The organism is Psychrobacter sp. A3 (genome assembly GCF_028823565.1).
Lineage (GTDB): Bacteria > Pseudomonadota > Gammaproteobacteria > Pseudomonadales > Moraxellaceae > Psychrobacter > Psychrobacter celer.
Genome location: NZ_JAPEHS010000001.1, coordinates 87,158 through 108,185, shown reverse-complemented (window position 1 = coordinate 108,185; position 21,028 = coordinate 87,158). Strand labels below are relative to the sequence as shown.

Annotated in this window: 14 protein-coding genes, 2 tRNA genes and 1 pseudogene; 16 read left to right on the top strand and 1 reads right to left on the bottom strand. The window is 46.1% G+C overall.

What is annotated here, in order from left to right:
• The first annotated feature begins 167 nt into the window (after positions 1–167).
• Together NK638_RS00550 and metG are read left to right on the top strand one after the other, a co-directional pair.
• Positions 168–1,583, top strand: a complete 1,416-nt coding sequence (locus NK638_RS00550) for a GntP family permease (protein WP_274631499.1) — start codon at positions 168–170, stop codon at positions 1,581–1,583.
• Between the two features lie 280 nt (positions 1,584–1,863).
• Positions 1,864–3,885, top strand: a pseudogene (gene metG, locus NK638_RS00545) (methionine--tRNA ligase).
• Positions 3,886–3,993: 108 nt separating this feature from the next.
• Here the strand turns inward: metG and NK638_RS00540 are convergent.
• Positions 3,994–4,404 carry a hypothetical protein gene (locus NK638_RS00540; RefSeq protein ID WP_274631498.1) on the bottom strand — a complete coding sequence of 137 codons (411 nt, stop codon included), beginning with the start codon at positions 4,402–4,404 and terminating at the stop codon, positions 3,994–3,996.
• Between the two features lie 568 nt (positions 4,405–4,972).
• Between NK638_RS00540 and NK638_RS00535 the strand changes: the two genes are divergently transcribed.
• The 14 genes from NK638_RS00535 to NK638_RS00470 all read left to right on the top strand — a co-directional run bounded on the left by NK638_RS00535 (position 4,973) and on the right by NK638_RS00470 (position 20,975).
• On the top strand, positions 4,973–5,878 hold the full coding sequence (locus NK638_RS00535) for an ABC transporter substrate-binding protein (protein ID WP_446739790.1): 906 nt from the start codon (positions 4,973–4,975) through the stop codon (positions 5,876–5,878).
• A gap of 108 nt (positions 5,879–5,986) precedes the next feature.
• The gene (locus NK638_RS00530) at positions 5,987–7,024 is read left to right on the top strand and encodes an ABC transporter substrate-binding protein (RefSeq protein WP_274631497.1); all 1,038 of its coding nucleotides are present in this window, start codon (positions 5,987–5,989) and stop codon (positions 7,022–7,024) included.
• A 300-nt stretch (positions 7,025–7,324) separates the two neighbouring features.
• On the top strand, positions 7,325–8,224 hold the full coding sequence (locus tag NK638_RS00525) for an ABC transporter permease (protein WP_274631496.1): 900 nt from the start codon (positions 7,325–7,327) through the stop codon (positions 8,222–8,224).
• Positions 8,225–8,290: 66 nt separating this feature from the next.
• Complete coding sequence (locus NK638_RS00520; protein ID WP_100749770.1) at positions 8,291–9,085, top strand: ABC transporter ATP-binding protein; 795 nt, start codon at positions 8,291–8,293, stop codon at positions 9,083–9,085.
• A gap of 190 nt (positions 9,086–9,275) precedes the next feature.
• On the top strand, positions 9,276–11,639 hold the full coding sequence (locus tag NK638_RS00515; RefSeq protein WP_274631495.1) for an FdhF/YdeP family oxidoreductase: 2,364 nt from the start codon (positions 9,276–9,278) through the stop codon (positions 11,637–11,639).
• A 90-nt stretch (positions 11,640–11,729) separates the two neighbouring features.
• Positions 11,730–12,689, top strand: coding sequence for a formate dehydrogenase accessory sulfurtransferase FdhD (locus NK638_RS00510; RefSeq protein WP_274631494.1), 960 nt, complete (start codon positions 11,730–11,732; stop codon positions 12,687–12,689).
• 856 nt (positions 12,690–13,545) lie between these two features.
• On the top strand, positions 13,546–15,213 hold the full coding sequence (locus NK638_RS00505) for a sodium:solute symporter family protein (protein ID WP_274631493.1): 1,668 nt from the start codon (positions 13,546–13,548) through the stop codon (positions 15,211–15,213).
• A gap of 94 nt (positions 15,214–15,307) precedes the next feature.
• The gene (locus NK638_RS00500; protein ID WP_208855952.1) at positions 15,308–15,442 is read left to right on the top strand and encodes a putative transporter small subunit; all 135 of its coding nucleotides are present in this window, start codon (positions 15,308–15,310) and stop codon (positions 15,440–15,442) included.
• Positions 15,443–15,619: 177 nt separating this feature from the next.
• Positions 15,620–15,693, top strand: a tRNA-Cys gene (locus NK638_RS00495).
• A gap of 126 nt (positions 15,694–15,819) precedes the next feature.
• A tRNA-Leu gene (locus NK638_RS00490) sits at positions 15,820–15,906 on the top strand.
• 162 nt (positions 15,907–16,068) lie between these two features.
• Positions 16,069–17,436 carry a tyrosine-type recombinase/integrase gene (locus tag NK638_RS00485; RefSeq protein ID WP_274631492.1) on the top strand — a complete coding sequence of 456 codons (1,368 nt, stop codon included), beginning with the start codon at positions 16,069–16,071 and terminating at the stop codon, positions 17,434–17,436.
• Positions 17,437–17,725: 289 nt separating this feature from the next.
• The gene (locus NK638_RS00480; protein ID WP_274631491.1) at positions 17,726–18,199 is read left to right on the top strand and encodes a hypothetical protein; all 474 of its coding nucleotides are present in this window, start codon (positions 17,726–17,728) and stop codon (positions 18,197–18,199) included.
• Between the two features lie 45 nt (positions 18,200–18,244).
• Positions 18,245–19,765 (top strand): type I restriction-modification system subunit M, encoded by a 1,521-nt coding sequence (locus NK638_RS00475; protein WP_274631490.1) that lies wholly within the window; start codon positions 18,245–18,247, stop codon positions 19,763–19,765.
• Positions 19,755–20,975: a restriction endonuclease subunit S gene (locus NK638_RS00470; RefSeq protein ID WP_274631489.1), complete on the top strand. Its 1,221-nt coding sequence runs from the start codon at positions 19,755–19,757 to the stop codon at positions 20,973–20,975. Before NK638_RS00475 ends, NK638_RS00470 begins: the two co-directional genes overlap by 11 nt.
• The last annotated feature ends 53 nt before the right edge of the window (positions 20,976–21,028 follow it).

Here is a 21,028-nt window from a genome sequence, read left to right as displayed (position 1 = left end):
GAACGAATGAGACAGCACAGTAACGAGGTATGAGGCAAGTCAATATCATATTATTCTAGATTAATATTTGATAAAAAATCAAAAATTACATATTTTGATTAATTTTATTGACCTACATAAACATGCCCTGCATACTCGCTGATTGAACTTTGCCAAGGAGGGCGATTATGTTTAGCACATTTGCTATTGTCATTACGTTATTATTATTGATGTTCTTTGCTTATCGCGGCTATTCAGTGCTGATATTAGCACCGATTATGGCGACGCTGGCCGTATTACTGTCGGGCGACTTTCTTAGCAGTATTCCGGCTTATACCGATGTGTTTATGAGCGCGTTAAGTGGGTTTTTGCTTAAGTTTTTCCCCATATTTTTGCTAGGTGCGTTATTTGGGCGCTTAATGGCAGACTCAGGCGCGGCGACAGCGATTGCCAATACTGTGGTCGAAAAACTCGGTGCCAACAAAGCCATTCTCGCGGTCATCTTAGTCTGCGCTATCTTGACCTACGGCGGTGTGTCGTTGTTTGTTGTGGCCTTTGCCATCTATCCAATCGCCAAGGATTTATTTAAGGCTGCAGATGTACCCAAGCGCTTGATTCCAGCAGCGATTGCGCTTGGCTCCTTTACCTTTACCATGACAGCACTACCAGGCACGCCAGCCATTCAAAACGCTATCCCAATCCCATACTACAATACCAACGTTTTTGCCGCACCGATACTGGGTATCATCGGCGGTACCATTATGTTTGTCTGTGGCTGGCTATGGCTACAGACACGCGCCAAAAAAGCCAATGCCGCAGGTGAAGGCTATGGTCAACATGACGAAGCAGATGTGGGCGGTGTTGGTGCGGTTAAAAAAGAAGCCGAAACCCTCAGTACGCACCACACCTCATTTACCATTGCGATGATTCCGCTGGTGCTGGTCATCGCTCTAAACGCCGTTATGACCTATTTCATTTTTCCGTCAATGGACTTTAGCGGCTTACAAGCGCAGTTCCCTGATCTCAATATCGCAGGCTCGCTTGGCCTTTGGTCGATTATCATCTCATTGGTCGTTGCTTGTACGGTTTTGATTGTGCTGCGTATCGGTCATTGGAATAACCTACAAAAAACCATCAACCGTGGTACTTACGACTCGATGTTGCCGATTTTTAACACGGCATCGGAAGTGGGTTACGGCGCGGTAATTGCCTCACTCGCAGGCTTTCTTATCATTCGTGATAGCATCTTAAACCTAAACCCTGACAATCCTTTGATTTCAGAAGCCGTTGCTATGACCACGCTTGCGGGTATCACTGGCTCCTCGTCTGGTGGCTTGAGTATCGCTCTCTCAACCTTGGGTGAGGACTATCTTAGAATGGCAGTCAATGCTGGTATCGACCCTGAGCTGATGCACCGTGTGGCGGTCATGGCGGCGGGTGGTCTGGATACCTTGCCGCACAGTGGCGCGGTCATCACCTTGCTGGCGATTTGTGGCTTGACTCACAAGCAGTCGTATCTCAACCTAGCCATGGTCACCATCGTGATTCCGCTGATCGCAGTGGTCGCTATCATCATCTTAGGGACGATGTTTGGTTCTTTTTGATCGCACCACTCGTCTAGCCTTAGCGCATCTCACTCTACAGTCGTTTATGGGTTTTTTATGTCAAAGCGATGCTGGTTTTTTATAAAGATTCAGCCATCACTTAGCGTTAATTACTAAGGAATATCACAAATTTGGCCGAATTACGGTATCATAGGCACACTTTTTAGACTTTTACTTATTTTAGAAGTTTTTAGCCTTGATAACGTCATCATCATACCTTTATAAACAGCGTGTGACGTTTGATAACCAACCCATTTATACAAAAATATAGGTGATAAAAGTGCGTGAGATTTTAGTAACCAGTGCGCTGCCCTACGCCAATGGCTACATCCATTTGGGGCACCTTGTAGAATACATTCAGACAGACATCTGGGTACGTGCCATGAAGGCGCAAGGCCATCAGGTCACTTATGTCTGTGCCGATGACGCGCACGGTACAGCCATTATGCTCAAAGCAGAAGCCAATGGCGTCACGCCAGAAGAGCAAATCGCCTCGGTCAAAGCCTCACACGAAGCAGACTTTGCAAAGTTTTTGATTGAATTTGACAACTACCACAGCACCCACTCAGAAGAAAACAAGCATTTCTCAGAGCTGATTTATCGTCGTCTAAATAACGCCGGCCACATCAGCACAAAGGATGTCGAGCAATTGTTTGACCCCGAAAAACAGTTGTTTTTGGCCGATCGATTTGTCAAGGGAGAGTGCCCGGAATGCGCTAGCCCAGACCAATATGGTGATAACTGTGAAGTCTGCGGCACCACCTATGATGCCACCGAGCTAAAAAACCCCTATTCGACGTTGTCGGATGCCACGCCGGTACTCAAAACCTCAAAGCATTATTTCTTTGATTTGCCAGAATTTGAGCAGTTTTTAAAAGACTGGACCCGCAGTGATGAGCGTTTGCAAGTCTCGGTCGTCAATAAGCTGCAAGAATGGTTTGAAGCGGGGCTCACCAGCTGGGATATCTCTCGCGATGCACCGTATTTTGGTTTTCAGATACCCGATACCCCAAGCGATGAGCCAGACAAATACTTTTATGTATGGCTCGATGCGCCAGTGGGCTACATGGCCAGCTTTAAAAACCTATGCGACAAACGCGAAGGCAGCGATCAGGCGCTCGATTTTGACCGCTATTGGGCACAGGAAAATGAGCATAAAACCGAGGTGTATCACTTCATCGGTAAAGACATCGTGTATTTCCATGCACTATTTTGGCCTGCCATGCTAGCAGGCAGCGAGTTCCGCACGCCAACGGGCGTTTTTGCTCATGGTTTCTTAATGGTCAACGGCGAAAAAATGAGTAAGTCACGCGGCACCTTTATCAAAGCTGAGACTTATGCCGAGCACTTGCACACAGAGTATCTGCGTTATTACTTCGCCAGTAAGCTGTCGGATAAGGTCGAGGACATCAACCTTGATTTAGAAGATTTTATGCAAAAGGTCAACTCTGACTTGGTGGGTAAAGTGGTCAATATCGCCAGTCGCAGCGCCGGTTTTATCGTCAAAAAATACGACGGGATGCTCTCAGAGGTCTGCGCTGAGCCTGAGTTGTTAGAAGACATCACCAAAACAGGCGATGAGATTGCTGCTGCTTATGAAAACCGCGAGTTCTCCCGTGCCATGCGCCTTATCATGCAATGTGCGGACAAGGCCAACGAGTATATCGATGGCAAAAAACCATGGTCACTTGCCAAGCAAGAAGGCACTGAACAAGAGGTGCAAGACGTCTGCTCGGTGGCTATCAACATTTTCCGTCAGCTCATGGTTTATCTTGCGCCAGTATTGCCTGAGCTGACCGCCAATGCCAAAACGTTTTTGAACATTGACGATTTAAGCTTTGCCAGTCGTAATGAGTGGCTACTGGGTCATAAAATCAATAAATTCAAGCCCCTCATGCAGCGTATCGAAGAAAAAGACGTCACCGCCATGATCGAAGACTCCAAAGCATCGCTAACCCAGAGTGAATAACACGACTATATCGGTATCGAGGACTTTGCCAAGGTTGAGATGAAAGTGGCGCACGTGGTCGCGTGCAACCATGTCGAAGGCGCAGACAAACTATTGCAATTTACCCTAGATGTTGGTGAAGAAAAGCCACGCAACGTGTTTAGCGGCATTCGTAAGTTCTATGAGCCTGAGCAACTGACGGGTAAGAAGGTCATTTGCGTGACCAACCTTGCCCCGCGAAAGATGAAATTTGGCATCTCTGAGGGCATGATTTTGTCATCAGGCGATCCAAAAACTCAGCTAACAGTCGTTACGCTACCTGATAACTGTGTCATTGGTGATGTACTCGCATAAAAATATTAACTTAAGTAGTGGTGTAAGTGATAATTAAAGAAAGAACGAAAAAAAACGGTCTAAATAGACCGTTTTTTTATGGGTGGCTTAAAAGATTAAATCTCGCTGTTATCTACTCAAAACATCAATAATTTCCAACGTGTTATTAATTACTGTCACAATCTTATTGTCTGGCGTACGGATACGTACGTAACGGTCATCATAACGATCTAAAATAACAGAACGATCATAATCCCTTCTATCAATCTTGCCGACTACTTTATAACCGTATGTATCAAGGTCACGCTTGAATGACGCGTTGGGACTGGCATTGCGATACGCATTAATATTAGGGTGGGCTTTGCCATTATTTTGATAATTGTTATGGTTGTAATCTTTACTAATGTGAGCAAAGTTACCCTTGCCATTTCCATGACCGTGCCCATTACCATGATTGTCTTTTGCCATAGCAGGCAGGCAAATCAATGAGCTTGCCGTAATGCCAGCGATGGTTAATCGTTTTAGACTGGTCGTCTTCATAATGTTATCCTTAAAATATGCGTTTGAATAATAGTAATGATATGAATTTTGGACGCACCCTACTTCTCATATAAAAAATTTTTATATAAACATTAGCTTACGTTAATTATGAAGTCGGTTCGTAATAGATGCGTTGCTAGCTTGTATGCTTTTTGACTATCAGTTTATTGGATAAGACAATGCCTTAAGAGGCTAATTCTTATGGTTAAATACTCAAAACCACACTTATAACAGTGGTTACGACAATGCCTAATAGTCTTACTAAGTACGCCTATGACGAATGCGCTTTAATTTTTTATTGCGATAACTTACATTGCTGTCATAATATGGACGTAATAATCATGGATTGATTACTTTTATGTTCGCCCGTTATCTCAGCATGTACATAATATTGTCTCGGGTAACCTGCACTTCTTTAACCGACGAGCCAGAATAACATGACCTTTGCTACTACTTTACGCTTTAGCCTATATGGTGCCGCCATGAGCGCTGCCCTTGGACTACTGGGCTGCTCCCCGCCCCCGCCGCCGATAGTGCTGGTACTGATGCCGATAAACCTGCCAAGACCTTGGCCATCACCCAGATCGTCGAACATCCATCGCTAGATGAGATGCGCCGCGGTATCATTGATGAGCTGGCTGATAATGGCTACATCGAAGGTCAAAACCTCACAGTAAACTTCCAAAGTGCGCAGGGTAATACTGCTACCGCAGGGCAAATCGCCAAACAGTTTGCCGGCGACAACCCTGATGCCATCGTCGCCATATCGACGCCCTCGGCACAGTCAGTGGTGGCCTCTACCAAAACCGTCCCTGTGATTTATACCGCCATCTCAGACCCTGTGGCGGCGAAACTCATCGACGCCAATGACGTGCCTATCCAGTCAAATGTCACTGGCCTATCAAGTGAGCTGCCTATCGAGCCGCAACTGGACAATATCAAAAAAATCGTCCCCGATGCCAAAACCATCGGCTATGTCTATAGCCCAGGTGAAGTCAACTCTGTGGTGGTGCTCGATCAGCTCAAAAAAGCCGCGCCAAATTATGGCCTTACCATCTTAGATGTCACGGCCAATCGCCCAACCGATGTCGCCATGGCAACGCGCAGCCTCTCAGGTCGTGCCGATGTCATTTATACCTCGCTTGACAACAACGTGGTATCCGCCTTTGAAGCCATGGCAGGCGCAGCCAACGAGCTGGATATTCCGGTGATTGCTTCGGACGAGTTTAGCGTACGACGCGGCGCGACCGCCGCACTTGGGGTCAATGATTATGATTTTGGTCGTACCACAGGCAAGATGGTCTATCGCGTGCTAAATGGTGAAGCCGTGAGCGCCATCAAGCCTGAGGTCATGAATACCTTAACCTTGTACGCCAGTCCAAAGCATGCCGCTGAGCAAGGCGTAAGCTTGAGTGAGAATTTGCTAAAAAACGCCATCAATATCGACAAAAAGGCACAAGCCACTGCACAGTAGTCATAGGGCGTGTGATGCAGTAATTGTATGACACAGTCAACTGACGTTATCCTTTACCCATTTATTAAATAATGTACGGACACATTATTATTTTCAGGAGTGAGAGCTATGTTTTATCAAAACCGTTTTGGTCATTTCAACTTCCGTAAGGCGCTGTTATTAGGCGGCGTTTGTACTGCGATCTTAACTGGCTGTAATCAGACAGCCCAAGATACCGACAGTGCCGATGGTGCGGCAGACAGTACCGCCACGCAAATGAAAACGGTCGCCATTACCGCCATTGTCGAGCATCCTGCCTTAGATGACGTACGTAAAGGCGTGATCGACGAGCTCGATGAAGCAGGTTTTAAAGACGGTGAAAACCTAACGGTTAACTTTCAAAGCGCACAAGGCAATACGGCAACAGCCGGACAGATCGCCAAGCAGTTTGTCGCTGATGAGCCAGACGCTATCGTCGCGATCGCCACCCCATCCGCTCAGTCTGTTGCGGCAGCGACCAGCACCATTCCGATGGTGTTTTCGGCTGTGACTGACCCTATCGCCGCCAAGCTAGTACCGAAACTTGATGGCTCAGGCACCAACGTCACTGGCGCATCAGATGCGCTACCCTATGAGCCGCAAATCGAGCTGATGCGTCAGATCATCCCAGACCTAAAAAACGTCGGTTACGTCTATAGCCCAGGTGAAGTCAACTCAACCATCATCCTAAAAAACCTAAAAGAAAAGCTGACGCCACTTGGTATCAATGTGCATGAAGCGCCAGCACAGCGTAGTAACGACATCGCCATGGCCGCCCGCAGTCTTGAGGGTAAGGTGGATATGATCTACACCTCAACCGATAACAACGTGGTGTCGGCTTATGAGTCGCTATACCAAATCGCCAAAGAAAGTAAGATTCCGCTGATTGCCTCAGACACCAGCTCAGTCGAGCGCGGTGCGGTGGCGGCGTTGGGCGTCAACTACTACGATCTTGGCCGCGAAACTGGCAAAATCGTTGTGCGTATCTTAAATGGTGAAAAAGCCGGCGCTATCCCTGTCTATACGCCGCAAGCGCTAGATTTGTATGTCAGTCCAAAACATGCGACTGAAGAAGGCATTACTTTGTCACAAGCGGTTATCGATAATGCCAAAGAAGTGATAGAATAACGACCTTTTATTTTTAACGTCACATAGCAGCGTCTATCTATCAGCAAAACCACCCAACAGACAGCGAGCGCTATTCATGGCTGTCTGTCGTTGGTTTTGTCCGATGGGGCTATATAATTAAAACCAAGGTAACTTATGATCGTTATTCATCGTGATATGTTTTGGTTTACCCTAACCGCAGATTGTTTAATCTGTTAAATTCACCGCTTAGCTGTTTGGCGTTTATATGAGTGTGGCAATCGCCGCGCATTTATGTGACTCTCACGCGCCGGACACTTGGTTATGACTTACTGATCTCTTATGTCTTTAATTGCTTTTTTTGGTGCGCTTGAAAGCGGTCTGATTTATGGCCTTGTTGCACTTGGCGTCCTGATCTCATTTCGTACGCTCGACTTTCCTGATCTGACGGCTGATGGCAGCTTTCCGCTCGGCGGCGCTGTCGCTGGTATCTCTATCGTTGCTGGTATCAACCCATGGCTAGCTTGCGCGTTTGGTATGCTCGCAGGATCAGTCGCAGGTATCGTCACGGCATGGCTCCACGTCAAGCTGGGTATCTTGCAGCTACTTGCCAGTATCTTGGTGATGGTCGCGCTATACTCTGTCAACTTGCGCATCATGGGTGCGCCAAACTTACCGCTCCTTGGTGAGACCACTGTATTTAGTAGCTTGGTAACCGATGGCAACGGCTATTGGATGCGCTGCTTGGTCATTGGGGTGGTGATCTTACTGGCCAAGCTGTTTTTAGATTGGTTTTATAACACTGAAACTGGCTTGTCGATGCGCGCCACAGGCTCCAACCTACGGATGGCACAAGCCCAAGGTATCAACACCTCATGGATGACCATCATCGGTATGGCCATATCCAATGGTCTAATCGCACTGGCAGGTGCTTTGTTTGTACAAACACAAGGCGGCGCGGACATCTCTATCGGTATCGGTACCATTGTCATTGGTCTAGCAGCCGTCATTATCGGTGAGACCATCATTCCTGCCAAGCGTATCTGGCTGATTACCTTTGCTGTTATCGTCGGGGCTGTACTATATAAACTGTTTATTCAGGTGGCGCTATCGAGCGATACACTACGTAGCATCGGCTTTGGTCCGCAGGATTTAAACCTAATCACCGCCCTACTGGTGGTACTGGCACTGGTACTACCAAAAGCCAAAACCAAGTTTTTATCTCGCAAGGCTCGCGCTTAATAGTGGGTAAAGTAGCAATACAAGCTTGAAGTGACTGTCTTAAAGTGACAATAAGGAATAACGACTATGATGCAAGCCACAGATTTGCGGTTAACCTTTAACCCAGGCACCCCTATCGAAAATCCGGCGCTACGCGGCATCAATCTCAACATTGCAGATGGTGAGTTTGTGACGGTGATTGGTACCAATGGTGCTGGTAAATCCACGTTTTTGAATGCTGTCAGTGGTACCACACGTGTCGATAGTGGCTCAATCTTACTCAATGGTATTGATGTCACCAAAAAAACCGCGCATCAGCGCGCGCACTGGGTCGCTCGCGTGTTTCAAGACCCGATGGCGGGCACCTGCGAGGCGCTCACTATCGAAGAAAACATGGCACTGGCGTACAAACGTGGCGGCAAGCGTGGGTTGAGCTTTGCCTTAAACCAAAATAACCGTGATTTGTTTCGCGAAAAGCTGTCCGTACTTAAACTGGGATTAGAAAACCGCTTAACTGACCGCATGGGATTGCTATCAGGCGGGCAACGTCAGGCAGTTAGCCTCCTGATGGCCTCGCTCCAGCCTTCCAAAATCTTATTACTAGATGAACATACGGCCGCGCTTGACCCGAAGACAGCAGCGTTTGTCTTGGAGCTGACTGATAAGATCGTCACAGACAATAGCCTCACGACGATGATGGTCACCCACTCTATGCAGCAGGCGCTGGCGCACGGCACGCGCACGGTGATGCTACATCAAGGCCAAGTGGTCTTAGATGTTGCAGGAGACACTCGTCGCGGCATGACCGTCCATGACCTGCTCGATATGTTCGAGCAAACCCGTGGTGAAAAGGTCGAAGACGATAGCTTAATTTTGAGCTAGATTGTCTCAACTTATTGACTCTCAAAAAGCAGACATTACTGTTTCTGATTGCTTCTAAAACCTTTAAGAAAACGCGCTTTTCTTAAAGGTTTTTTGTTATCTATGGTTACTACTGCTACACACGGTACAGCGGGCATTATATAGTGATGAAACACCACCATTATGCCGCCATTTATCGATGAGGTCTGTCATGCGCAAAATTCCTGTTTACTCCCACCCTGCTGCAGGTTGGCCTGCGCTGATCTCCTCGACTCAAAAACTGATGGATTATCAAACCTTTTTACGCGGTAGTGTCAGCGTCCTAAAAAGCAATCAGCCTCAAGGCGGATTTGACTGCCCAGGCTGCGCGTGGCCAGACCATAAGTCACATAAGCGCATCGACGTCTGCGAAAACGGCATCAAAGTCATCGCCAGCGAAACCATGACGAAAAAGTCGGATGCACAATTTTTTGCGCGGCATACCGTCACCGAGCTGCAAGGCTGGTCGGGCTATGAGCTTGAGCATAGCGGGCGCTTATCAGAACCTTTATATTACGACGCCGTGCAAGATCGCTATGTACCGATTTCTTGGGAGGCCGCTTATCAGTGTATCGCTGAGCAATTAGGTCAACTTGACTCACCAGATGAGGCGTTATTTTATACCTCAGGGCGCGTGACCAACGAGCCGGCCTTTATGTATCAGCTGTTTGTTCGCAGCTTTGGCACCAATAATTTGCCTGACTGCTCAAACATGTGTCATGAGCCGACCTCAGTGATGCTCGGTAAACAGCTAGGCGTCGGCAAAGCGACAGTCATGCTAGAGGATTTTGAGCAAGCCAAGCTCATATTGATGTTTGGTCAAAACCCTGCCACCAACCATCCGCGCATGCTCGAGATGCTCGCTCATGCCCATGAGCAAGGCTGCCAAATCCTCTCGATAAACCCCATGCGCGAGCAAGGCTTAAGTAAGTTTCGAAACCCACAAAAACCCACGCATATGGCAGCAGGCCAAAGCGACACCATGATCGATGAAGTCGTGCAAATCCAAATCGGCGGCGATGCGGCGCTGCTGACCGGCATTGCCAAATGGCTGATTGAGAATAATAAAATTAATACCGATTTTATTACAACGCATACCTCAGGGTTCGAGCCATTAAAACAATGGCTGACCGAGCAATCATGGACGGATATCGAGCAAGGCTGCGGTATCGCTCAGACAGAGATTATCAGGCTTGCTAAGTTGGTCGCCGATAGTCCAGCGACCATTTGCACATGGGGTATGGGCATCACTCAGCATGTACAAGGCGATGACAATGTAGCGATGATTACCAATCTATTATTATTGATGGGTATGATTGGCATTGAGGGCGCAGGCGCATCTCCTGTGCGTGGACACTCTAACGTACAAGGCGATCGCACCATGGGTATCCATGAACGCCCGAGTAAAACCTTATTAGACAGTCTAGAGCGCGTCTTTGAGCGCCCTATGCCAAAAGAGCATGGCTATGATGTCGTCACAGGCGCCAAAGCACTTATCGAAGGTAAATTAAAAGTGTTTATGGGTATGGGAGGCAATTACGCGGTCGCCGCACCTGACACCAGCGCTATCGAGCAAGCATTAACCACCACTCAGCTCAACATATTTGTCGGTACTAAGCTCAATGAAACCATGCTCTACCCCGGGGTGCACAACCTAATACTGCCTTGTCTAGGGCGTACTGAGCGTATCGTGACGGCCAAAGGTGAGCAGTTTGCAACGATTGAAGATTCAATGTGTCAGATAGTTCCAACCCAAGGTAAGCTTAAACCTGTGAGTGATACCTTAAAGTCTGAGGCAAAGATTATAGCGGAGCTTGCAACACATGTACTTGGTGCTGACTCCTCTATTCCTTGGCTTGCCATGAGCGAAGATTTTGATCTCATTCGAGACTATATCGCCCAAGTGATTGACGGCTTTGAGAACTTCAACACGCGCATTCGGGCAGCCGAGCGCGGTTTTCATTTATACCATCCAGCGCGCCACCGCGTGTGGAATACAGACAGTGGTAAAGCACAGTTTATCGTGCCGCAATACCCCATCACTTATGTCGCAGCCCAAATGGCCAACACCGCCGCTGCCTTAAATGATGGCTTCAAACTCTCTGGCAATAACAGCGCCCAAGGGATCGAACAAAAAATTTGGCAATTGACCAGTGTACGTAGTCACGATCAATTTAACACCATGATTTTTGGCTATAACGATCGCTATCGCCAGACCAACCGCCGCGACGTGCTATTTATGCATCCAGATGAGATGAGTCGCCTAGGCTGGCAAAAAGGAGATCAGGTGATGGTATCGCGGCACGCCAGCAGCTCAAGCCACACAGCGCATAAAAACAAGCCGCGCGTACTAGGGCCGCTCATATTGACTGAGATGGATATCGCCGCCAATGCCGTCGCCGCCTATTATCCTGAATGTAACGACCTGTTTGATTTGGATACCCATGCGCCAGACTCGCACATACCTGCCTACAAATCGACGACCGTGATCTTAGAACGTGTGAATACAAGTGTTCAGACAGCCGAACCTGTATAAGTGGTGATGATCACTGAAAGTAATTTTGAGCAAAGTGAGCCCTCTAGCAAAATGGCTATGATGGCAGAGACAACTGAAACTAGAGTGATTATGACTGAGATATCTGAGGATAATGATAATGGCGCAGCCGAGACAATGCTCGCTCGCAAACATTTAGCGCAGAAGCATTATTACCCATCGGACAAGGCTCATGGAGCCGATATACCTCAAAGCTGTATTGAGTCTCAAACCACCAGTTTGGCAGTGGAAGCAGCTGTCGCTATTGTTATCAATGGGATTCATTATGCGGTACTGATGGCCAGCCCTCATCAGTTAGAGTATTTGGCGGTTGGGTTCTTATTTAGCGAGGGCTTGATTCAGCACAGTCATGAGTTGCTTGATTGGGAAGTAACTCACCTTACGGATATTGCCAGCTACCAAAAGTTTGCTCAATCCTTAAACGATGGGGATCTTGAATCTGCTTCCATTGAACAACGCTTAGAGCAATTTCAAGATTATGATATCTATGTCGTAGAGCTGGTGCTAAACCAGCGCTGCCATCAGCGCATCCAAGCCCAAAAGCGCCAACTGGCGGGACGAACGGGCTGCGGTATGTGCGGCATCACGGGGCTGACACAAGCCCTACCTGATTTGAGCGCTTATACGCAAGATAGCCAACCAATTCAGGCAGCCTGCCCGCGTCTGGATTATCTATTGGATATGCGCCAGCAAATCACTGCCATGCAGCATACCCATCAGCTGACAGGGGCGGTACACGCTGCAGCGACCCTGCATGACGAGCAGCTGTATTTGTTTGAAGATGTTGGCCGCCACAATGCACTCGACAAATTAATCGGTTGGCAACTGCGACAAAAAGTAGAAGTTGATTGCGTACTCATGACCTCACGATTATCGATTGAGTTGGTACAAAAATCGATTCGGGGGCGTATCCCTTGGCTCGTTGGCATGTCTGCGCCCACCAGTACGGCCGTACGGGTCGCCCAGCGCTATGGTTTGGGACTGGCTGGGTTTTTGCGTGACAATAGAGTCACCTACTACACTGGCATTTGATGAGTATTGCCTAACCACATTTTCTAAATCCTGTCGTTATCATCGATTCGTTTACTTTGATACCCTCACAAACACCTTTTCATAAACCCCATTTGTCAATGCCATTTTTCTTGAGGTCTGCCTCTGCCTTTTGGTCATTTATGACAGATAACTGACCGATAGATTTGAGCTTCACGGCAGAATAGGGTACCCTTAGTGCACGAGTATGTTACACATAGTTAACATAGCTGTAGTTTTATTTATAAATACTGAGCCTATGGTGCGATGCATCAGGGTTGTAGCGTGTTTGATACTTAACTACAGGTAATGCGTCAATTACCTAATCATGGGCAAAAATTCGCTCATGCTTGGGTATATTTCAGCCGGCTATACATAATATTAGCCGATAAAGCTGTCTACACTTAGCACCGTCATCAGCAGATGGCTGAGTGCTTATCCATAATTTTGCTGTAGATACCTGCCTTGTCAGCGCTCTATAGCAGCCAGCTACTATCAAGTATGACCACTTGACAGCGTGATGGACTATCCATCAACAGACGCATGCTGATGACTGCCCTGCGATTTTTGTGAGACGTGGCTCACTGTTGCATGTGATTTTTTTAAATGACGTACAACAGTGAGTGACCGGCATGATGTCAATGGACAGTTGTCATTTACAGGTTGCAGGATCTACTCTTAAAACACCAAGTGCGCCAGCGTGCTGCATTTGGGTCGGCGCTGACCGCTTTTTATGACGGCCAATTGTTAGCACTGTGTGATGCCTCTACATAAGCATTTTATGGGCTTTATTACATTCTTAATATTTTTGGATAAATTATACTATTAAACTTTTATTTATGTAAAATAATCGCGAGGTATGAATTTGAAAACTGAGTCACTGTTCCAATTTTCATCGTTAACCATTATTTTATTGTTGTTAGCGTTTTATGGCGGCACGTATTTGTTGTCATTGATGATCAAAAAAGACAAAGAAACCACTTCAGGATTTATGGTGGCAGGCCACGGCGTCGGCTTTGGCATGGGTGCTGCTAGTATGACCGCTACTTGGATTTGGGCGGCATCGTTTTATGCGGCGGCGACCTCTGGCTACAAGTATGGCGTATCAGGGCCGATACATTACGGCTTTTGGGGCGCGCTGATGATCTTATTCATCTATCCTTTTGGTATGCGCTTTCGTGAGCTTGCACCCGATGGTCATACCTTAGGTGAGCTTATCCACGCCCGCCATGGCTCATCAAGCCAATTAATTTTAGCCATATCCAACCTTATGGGCAGCTTAATTAGCTTGATGGTCAACTTTACTGCAGCTGGGGCGTTGGTGTCGGTATTATCGCCATTATCGTTTCAGACCGGTGTACTTATCGCGGGTATCGGAGTGCTAAGCTACACCCTAACCTCAGGGTTTCGCGCTTCCGTCTTTACAGACTTTGCGCAATTGGTCGCTTTGATGGCCATCGGTATTGTCATTATTCCAGCGGTACTGTTTGCGATGGGTGGGCCACAAGTCATGGTCGATGGCCTCTCTAACCTCACGCTGGAACAGCAGGATTTCTTTTCATCCGAAGCGTTTTTTCAGCAAGGAGCGCCCTATTTTGTCGCTGTACTTGCTTATGCGATTGGTAACCAAACCATCACGCAGCGCTTGTTTGCGATCGATAAGACTAAGATTAAACAGACCTTTATTACCGCCACGGTCGGCTATGCTGGTATCGTCATCGGTCTTGGTATGATCGGATTGATGGCTTTGACCATCGGTATCGAGCCGCTAAATGGCGATATGAATAATCTGATTCCGCAGATGGTCAGCACTTACTTGCACCCTGTATTTATCGCCTTGTTCTTTATCTTGGTCATTGGCTCACTATCATCGACAGCCGACTCAGATTTGTCGGCCTTATCGACCATTATGATGGCGGATGTGTATGGCAAAAACATTGCCAAAGGCCGCGTCAAGCCTAAAACCATGATGCTCGTTGGTCGTAGCACGATGATTATCGCCACCGCTGCCGGACTGATCTTTGCCAGCTTTAAGCTAGATATCTTGGTGATGTTGGTCTTTGTAGGGGCGCTGTGGGGCGCGATTGTTTTTCCGGTCATCGCCAGTGTGTTTTGGAACCGCGTGACCAATACCGCCTTTACCTCGGCGGTCATCGTCGGCCTGCTGCTATTCTGTGTGGTACGCTTTGAGCTGCTACCGATGACAGGCTTTACTGCCCTTTTCTTTGAAATACTGGCCAGTGTGGGCGCCGCAGTCGTGATTGGACTGATGGTCTTTGGCTTTTTGGGTCGTAAAATCGGCATGGTAGCGGCAGCGATCACGCTGGTACTGATGCTCATTTTTGCCACAGGCTTCTTACATCAGTACATGGTACTACTGGCCTCACTAACGGCCTATGGTGCCAGCACCATCGTTTGTATCATCGTTAGCCTCATGGGTGATGAACACTTTGATTTTGCTTTAATCAATCAACGTGTCGGCGATTATGATAAAAAAGCCAAGGCATCGACCTCTGAGCTTTCATAAACACAGGTAGCGAGCACCGCTTGCGGGTTTGGCAGTTGGTCAATATGTGACCAGCTGCACAGGCAACCCTTCATAAATACTATAAGGAGATATCATGGACAACGTCTTTATCTACGGCTTATATATTTTAATTTGGCCAGCCATTACGCTCGGCGTGCTGGTATTGATTTGTACCGCGACTTATCGCGATATCAAACGAGCCAAACGTAATAACGAAGAGATATTATAAAAGTATATACTCAATGATCAGTACTCTCATCAGTGAGTCCGGCTCGCTGATGAGCCTGAATACGCAAAAAACTCATAAAAAAGCACTAAAATCAGCACAAGTGAGCATATAAGCTATTTTTAGCCAAAAAATGACTTGTAATTTAAATTATTTTTGCTAATATAGTCCACCTTGATTGGCTGGATGGCAGAGTGGTCATGCAGCGGACTGCAACTCCGTTAACGCCGGTTCGATTCCGACTCCAGCCTCCAATTATTTATTAACGTCACGTTAATTTAGGCTTGCATTATCAGCATAACCGCTTATAATAGCGACCACTTATCTTACTAGCGAAAAGCACTATCAACGCTTTTTAATGTATAGATAACACAAGTTTTGCCCGGGTGGTGAAATTGGTAGACACAAGGGATTTAAAATCCCTCGCTCTAACGAGCGTGCCGGTTCAAGTCCGGCTCCGGGTACCATTACATAGTTCTATGCTATCTCATAGAGTAGCCAAAGCCCCTGATATCAGGGGCTTTGCTGTATCTGGCGTCCTATACTGTCTTTTAATATCTATCCCAATCCATGCATCTGATGTACACTACTATGTACACTGGAATTTAAATGTACATTGGGTGGCAGTCATGGGAACACGCAAGCCAATCAGCTCTGATCGCAGCATCAGCAGTCACAAGGCCGAAGACAAAGAATATCTAGTCTCTGTTAAACACCATCCGATGCTATATTTGATGGTCAGACCCAATGGTACTAAGTCGTGGCTTTATCGCTATAAGTCCCCTACCTTATCTAAAAATAAACGTATCTCACTGGGTGTCTACCCAAGTGTGTCGTTTGCGCGTGCCTGTGAGATGTGGCGTGACTATGAAGAACTGCTTAGCCGTAATATTGACCCAAAAGACCATCGTGAAGAAGAAAAGAAAACACTGTTAAGCAATTCTAACAATAGCTTTAATCGTTTTGCTTGGGAGTATTTTGATAGCTTAGATCAAACTCAAAAGAGTAATACGCTTATTCGTAAAAGAGGTCGGCTTGAGCTGCTTTGTTCCTACATTGGTGATGAGCCGATTAGTGAGATCAGCTCGCCTAGAATGCTTGAGGTACTGTTAGACATTCAAGCTAAGACTTTGAATAAAGCTGGCAAGCCCACAGACAAGGCTGAGCGCTGCGCAGGTATTGCCAGTGACGTATTTGTCTATGCTGGCGCTCGCGGCTTTTGTACGAGCAATCCAGCCGCATTAATTAAGAGTCAACTGGCTAAATCAAGCTACGGTCATCGCCCTGCTATTACCAAACCTAAAGAATTAGCTAAACTACTACGTGATATAGAGACTATAGAAGGTGATCCAAATACGATAAACTCCCTTAGGCTATTAGCGCTTCTGTTTGTGCGTAATGGTGATCTAAGGCGCATGCGCTGGACTGATCTAGATCTAGAGGCTGGGAGGTGGCGGTTGAAGCCATTGAAGGGACAAGGCAAGGTGAACATGGTCAAGGACATGGTCGTGCCCCTACCGCGTCAGGCAGTGTCTATCTTACGCGCGCAGCAGCAAATCAATGGTCATACTAAATTCGTCTTCTACAGTGAAACAGCAAAAAAGCATCAGATCATATCTGATGCGACGGCTAATAAGCGTTTAAAGGATTTAGGCTATAAAGACATACATTGCGCTCATGGCTTTAGAGCGACAGCGAAGACGATCTTACAAGAGCAGTTAAAGTATCCGCTTGTGCTTGTAGAGATGGCATTGGGTCATACGACTAAAGATCCTAATGGTACAGCGTACGGTCGATTTGAGTATATTGATGATCGTAGCGAGATGATGCAGAAATGGGCGGACTATTTAGATGCTTTGCGTGAAGGTAGAGATACGGCAGAGCTTAGGGCGGATGGGCAAACAAAAACTGATTCTTCCGTTCAGCTTCAGGCATTGATTGATCAGCTAGGAGAGGATAAGGTGCTTGCAATGCTTAGTAGTAAAGTCTCAGACTAAGATTTGAAAACTTATTGAGCAATATACTATCTACCAAAAAGGCTAAATGACTGATTTAGACACATAGGTTAATTTAAAGAACGTTTCTAATAGTATCTATTACAATAATAATTGGGATTATCCTCTTATGTTAGACCAATCCTTTATGGAAGCTTACCATTGAACCAATGATCAGTTTGGTAATGCTTTACTCAACATCCATAAAATATTGTCTCAAACTGCCTCTTTTTTGTAGCCATTTGCGCCAGCTAGTGGACTATTTATAATGGTTTGGAGTTCATTAGGTAAAATGAAAAAAATTCTATTAGTTATGATTTTTGCAACTGTTTCCAATGTGGGCCATGCTGAATCAGAGCTAGATGATTTATTAAAATATGCTGGTATTGTCGACGCAGACTATGTTTATACAGATACTAAGTTAGCGGCGGAGTTTTTTCGCTTATCAACCAATCAGTACGCTCAATCTTTGCCAATGAACATAAATAGCTATATCCAAATTGAAAGCGCTATGATGACCCCGCACTTTGGTAATTTTGAGGCCATTTACACAGTACCGTTTGATGCCACTGAAAGAAAAGCAGTTATACAAGAATTATCCTCAATGGAAGCACTCCAAATAGCTTGTATTGATTACTACATACCTAACGACTTTATGTTGGCGAACAATTACACATTGGTTTATTCCTACTCTGATCAAAATTACCGACCGCTTGCTAAAGTTACCATGAATATAGACAGCTGCTATGAAGCATTAAACCAATAATTTAATAAAGAATAATCAAAAACTCATTTAAGGAAACACCCTGACATGGCTGCAACTCCTATCTCCCCTATCAGTCAAGCTGAGATCAACAAAGCAGTTTGGGATGCCTGCGATACCTTTCGTGGTGTGATCAGCGCCGATACTTATAAAGACTTTATTTTGACCATGCTGTTTTTGAAGTATCTATCGGACGTGTACCGTGATGAATACAACAGCCTAATGGATGAGTATGGCGATGCCGATTTGGTCAAAGAGCTGATGAGCAACCAGCGCTTTGTGTTGCCCGATGGTGCCAGCTTTTGGGATTTATACGAGCAGCGTCATCAGCCGGGCAATGGTCAGCGTATCGATGAAGCGCTACATGCGATAGAGGAAGCCAACGGTAATAAGCTGAAAAACGTGTTTCAAGACATCAGCTTTAACACCGACCGCTTGGGTAATGAGAAGAAGAAAAACGAGCTACTGCGGCATTTGCTTGAAGACTACGGCAAAGAGGTGATGAATCTAAGTCCGTCACGGGTCGGTAGCCTTGATGTGATTGGTAATGCCTATGAGTATCTGATTAAGCACTTCGCAGCAGATGCGGGCGCTAGTGCGGGCGAGTTCTATACCCCGCCTGAGGTGTCGAGCCTGCTCGCGACTATTCTAAACCCCGTCGCTGGTGATGCAATATGCGACCCAGCCTGTGGTTCAGGTTCTCTGCTCATCAAATGCGGGGCGATGGCGCGCAAAAACTCAGGCAGCAAAAACTATGAGCTGTTTGGGCAAGAGGCGATTGGCTCGACGTGGGCACTGGCAAAGATGAATATGTTCCTTCATGGTGAAGACAACCACCGTATCGAATGGGGCGATACCTTGCGTCATCCGCTGCTGCTTGATGATAAAGGCTCGCTACTGCGCTTTGATGTGGTGACTGCCAACCCACCGTTTTCGCTAAGTAAATGGGGTTATGAAGATGCCGCCGATGATGAGCATGGTCGCTTTCATCGTGGCTTGCCGCCTAAGACTAAAGGCGATTATGCGTTTATCACGCATATGATTGAAACGCTCAAGAACGACACCGGTCGTATGGGCGTGGTGGTGCCGCATGGCGTGTTGTTCCGTGGCTCAAGTGAGGGCAAAATCCGTCAGCAGCTCATTGAAGAGAACCTGCTCGATACGGTGATTGGCTTACCGGAAAAGCTGTTCTTTGGGACGGGGATTCCTGCGGCGATATTGGTATTTAAGAAGAATAAATCAGACGATACGGTACTGTTTATCGATGCCAGTTCGGATTATGAATCCGGCTCAAACCAAAACAAGCTAACCGATGAGAATTTGGCAAAAATCATTGAGACTTATAACAACCGCGCGTTTGTCGATAAGTATGCCTATGTTGCCAGCCTTGATGAGATTAAGGAGAACGACTTTAACTTAAACATTCCCCGTTATGTCGATACCTTTGAGCCTGAGGCAGAAATTGACCTTGTGGCGGTACGTGAGGAACGTTTGGCATTAAAGGCAGAGCTTGCCAGCTTAGAGTCTGAGATGGAAAACTATCTTAAGGAGCTTGGTTATGGTGCCTGAGGGGTGGAAGATTAAATCCTTACAAGAAATTGCAACTATTTCTTCTGGAGGTACGCCTAGCCGTAGTAAGCCTAGTTACTGGGAGAACGGAACTATACCTTGGGTTACAACTGCGGAAGTCAATTATCAGACGATTATTGATACTGAACAGAAGATAACTAAAGAAGGGCTAGATAACTCATCTGCTAAGCTTTACCCAAAAGATACCATATTAATGGCAATGTACGGACAAGGTAAAACGCGTGGTCAAGTTGCAAAACTTGGTATTGAAGCTTCAACTAATCAAGCATGTGCCGCTATTCAGTTAAAAGATAATTTTAATGCGGGCTTTTATTATCAGCTTTTAGTCTCTCAATACAAAAGAATTCGTCATTTAGCTAATAGCGGAGGGCAAAAAAACCTCAGCTCTACTATTATTAAAGAAATTTTAGTGCCCACACCTCCCCTGCCCGAACAACAAAAAATTGCCAAAATCCTAACCACTTGGGATAAAGCGATTGATACTACTGAGCGTTTGATTGATAACAGCAAACAGCAGAAAAAAGCGTTAATGCAGCAGTTGTTGACTGGTAAAAAGCGTTTGCTTGATGATGAAGGGAAACGGTTTGAGGGTGAGTGGTTAACTAAAAAACTAGTAGATATCACAACTAGAATTCAAAGAAAATCTGATGGTAATGACCATCCAATTTTAACTATTTCATCTTTAAGTGGGTTTATGACTCAAAAAGAGCGTTATAGTCGTTTCATGGCTGGTGAAAGCTTAAAGAAATATGTTCTACTTAAAAATGGTGAGTTTGCTTATAACAAAGGAAACTCTAAAACATATCAGTTTGGCTGTATTTTCAAACTTGAAGATTTTGAGACGGGATTAGTACCTAATATCTATGTTTGTTTTAAAATCAATAACGGTTTATGTGAGGATTTTTACAAGTATCTGTTTGAAGCTGACTACTTAAAACCTCAACTCGGACGATTAGTAAATACTGGTGTTCGTAATGATGGCTTATTAAATATTAGACCTGACGAGTTTTTAAATACAACAGTACCTGTTCCTCCTATAGACGAACAACAAAAAATCGCTGCGGTATTAACCAATGCAAGCAGAGAAATCGAATTGCTGGAACAACAGCTTGCCGATTTGCAGCAAGAGAAAAAGGCGTTGATGCAGCAGCTTTTGACGGGTAAGAAGCGGGTGGTGGTTGATGGGTGAACAAAGCCTAATCTTGAGTAGGCTGGATTAAAAGCCATGCCTATAAACTAATA

What these genes read in the sequence shown, in the direction of transcription:
- NK638_RS00550 (WP_274631499.1), top strand. Translation starts at nt 168, where the DNA reads ATGTTTAGCACATTTGCTATTGTCATTACGTTATTATTATTGATGTTC.
- NK638_RS00540 (WP_274631498.1), bottom strand. Translation starts at nt 4,404, where the DNA reads ATGAAGACGACCAGTCTAAAACGATTAACCATCGCTGGCATTACGGCA.
- NK638_RS00530 (WP_274631497.1), top strand. Translation starts at nt 5,987, where the DNA reads ATGTTTTATCAAAACCGTTTTGGTCATTTCAACTTCCGTAAGGCGCTG.
- NK638_RS00525 (WP_274631496.1), top strand. Translation starts at nt 7,325, where the DNA reads ATGTCTTTAATTGCTTTTTTTGGTGCGCTTGAAAGCGGTCTGATTTAT.
- NK638_RS00520 (WP_100749770.1), top strand. Translation starts at nt 8,291, where the DNA reads ATGATGCAAGCCACAGATTTGCGGTTAACCTTTAACCCAGGCACCCCT.
- NK638_RS00515 (WP_274631495.1), top strand. Translation starts at nt 9,276, where the DNA reads ATGCGCAAAATTCCTGTTTACTCCCACCCTGCTGCAGGTTGGCCTGCG.
- NK638_RS00510 (WP_274631494.1), top strand. Translation starts at nt 11,730, where the DNA reads ATGACTGAGATATCTGAGGATAATGATAATGGCGCAGCCGAGACAATG.
- NK638_RS00505 (WP_274631493.1), top strand. Translation starts at nt 13,546, where the DNA reads ATGAATTTGAAAACTGAGTCACTGTTCCAATTTTCATCGTTAACCATT.
- NK638_RS00500 (WP_208855952.1), top strand. Translation starts at nt 15,308, where the DNA reads ATGGACAACGTCTTTATCTACGGCTTATATATTTTAATTTGGCCAGCC.
- NK638_RS00485 (WP_274631492.1), top strand. Translation starts at nt 16,069, where the DNA reads ATGGGAACACGCAAGCCAATCAGCTCTGATCGCAGCATCAGCAGTCAC.
- NK638_RS00480 (WP_274631491.1), top strand. Translation starts at nt 17,726, where the DNA reads ATGAAAAAAATTCTATTAGTTATGATTTTTGCAACTGTTTCCAATGTG.
- NK638_RS00475 (WP_274631490.1), top strand. Translation starts at nt 18,245, where the DNA reads ATGGCTGCAACTCCTATCTCCCCTATCAGTCAAGCTGAGATCAACAAA.
- NK638_RS00470 (WP_274631489.1), top strand. Translation starts at nt 19,755, where the DNA reads ATGGTGCCTGAGGGGTGGAAGATTAAATCCTTACAAGAAATTGCAACT.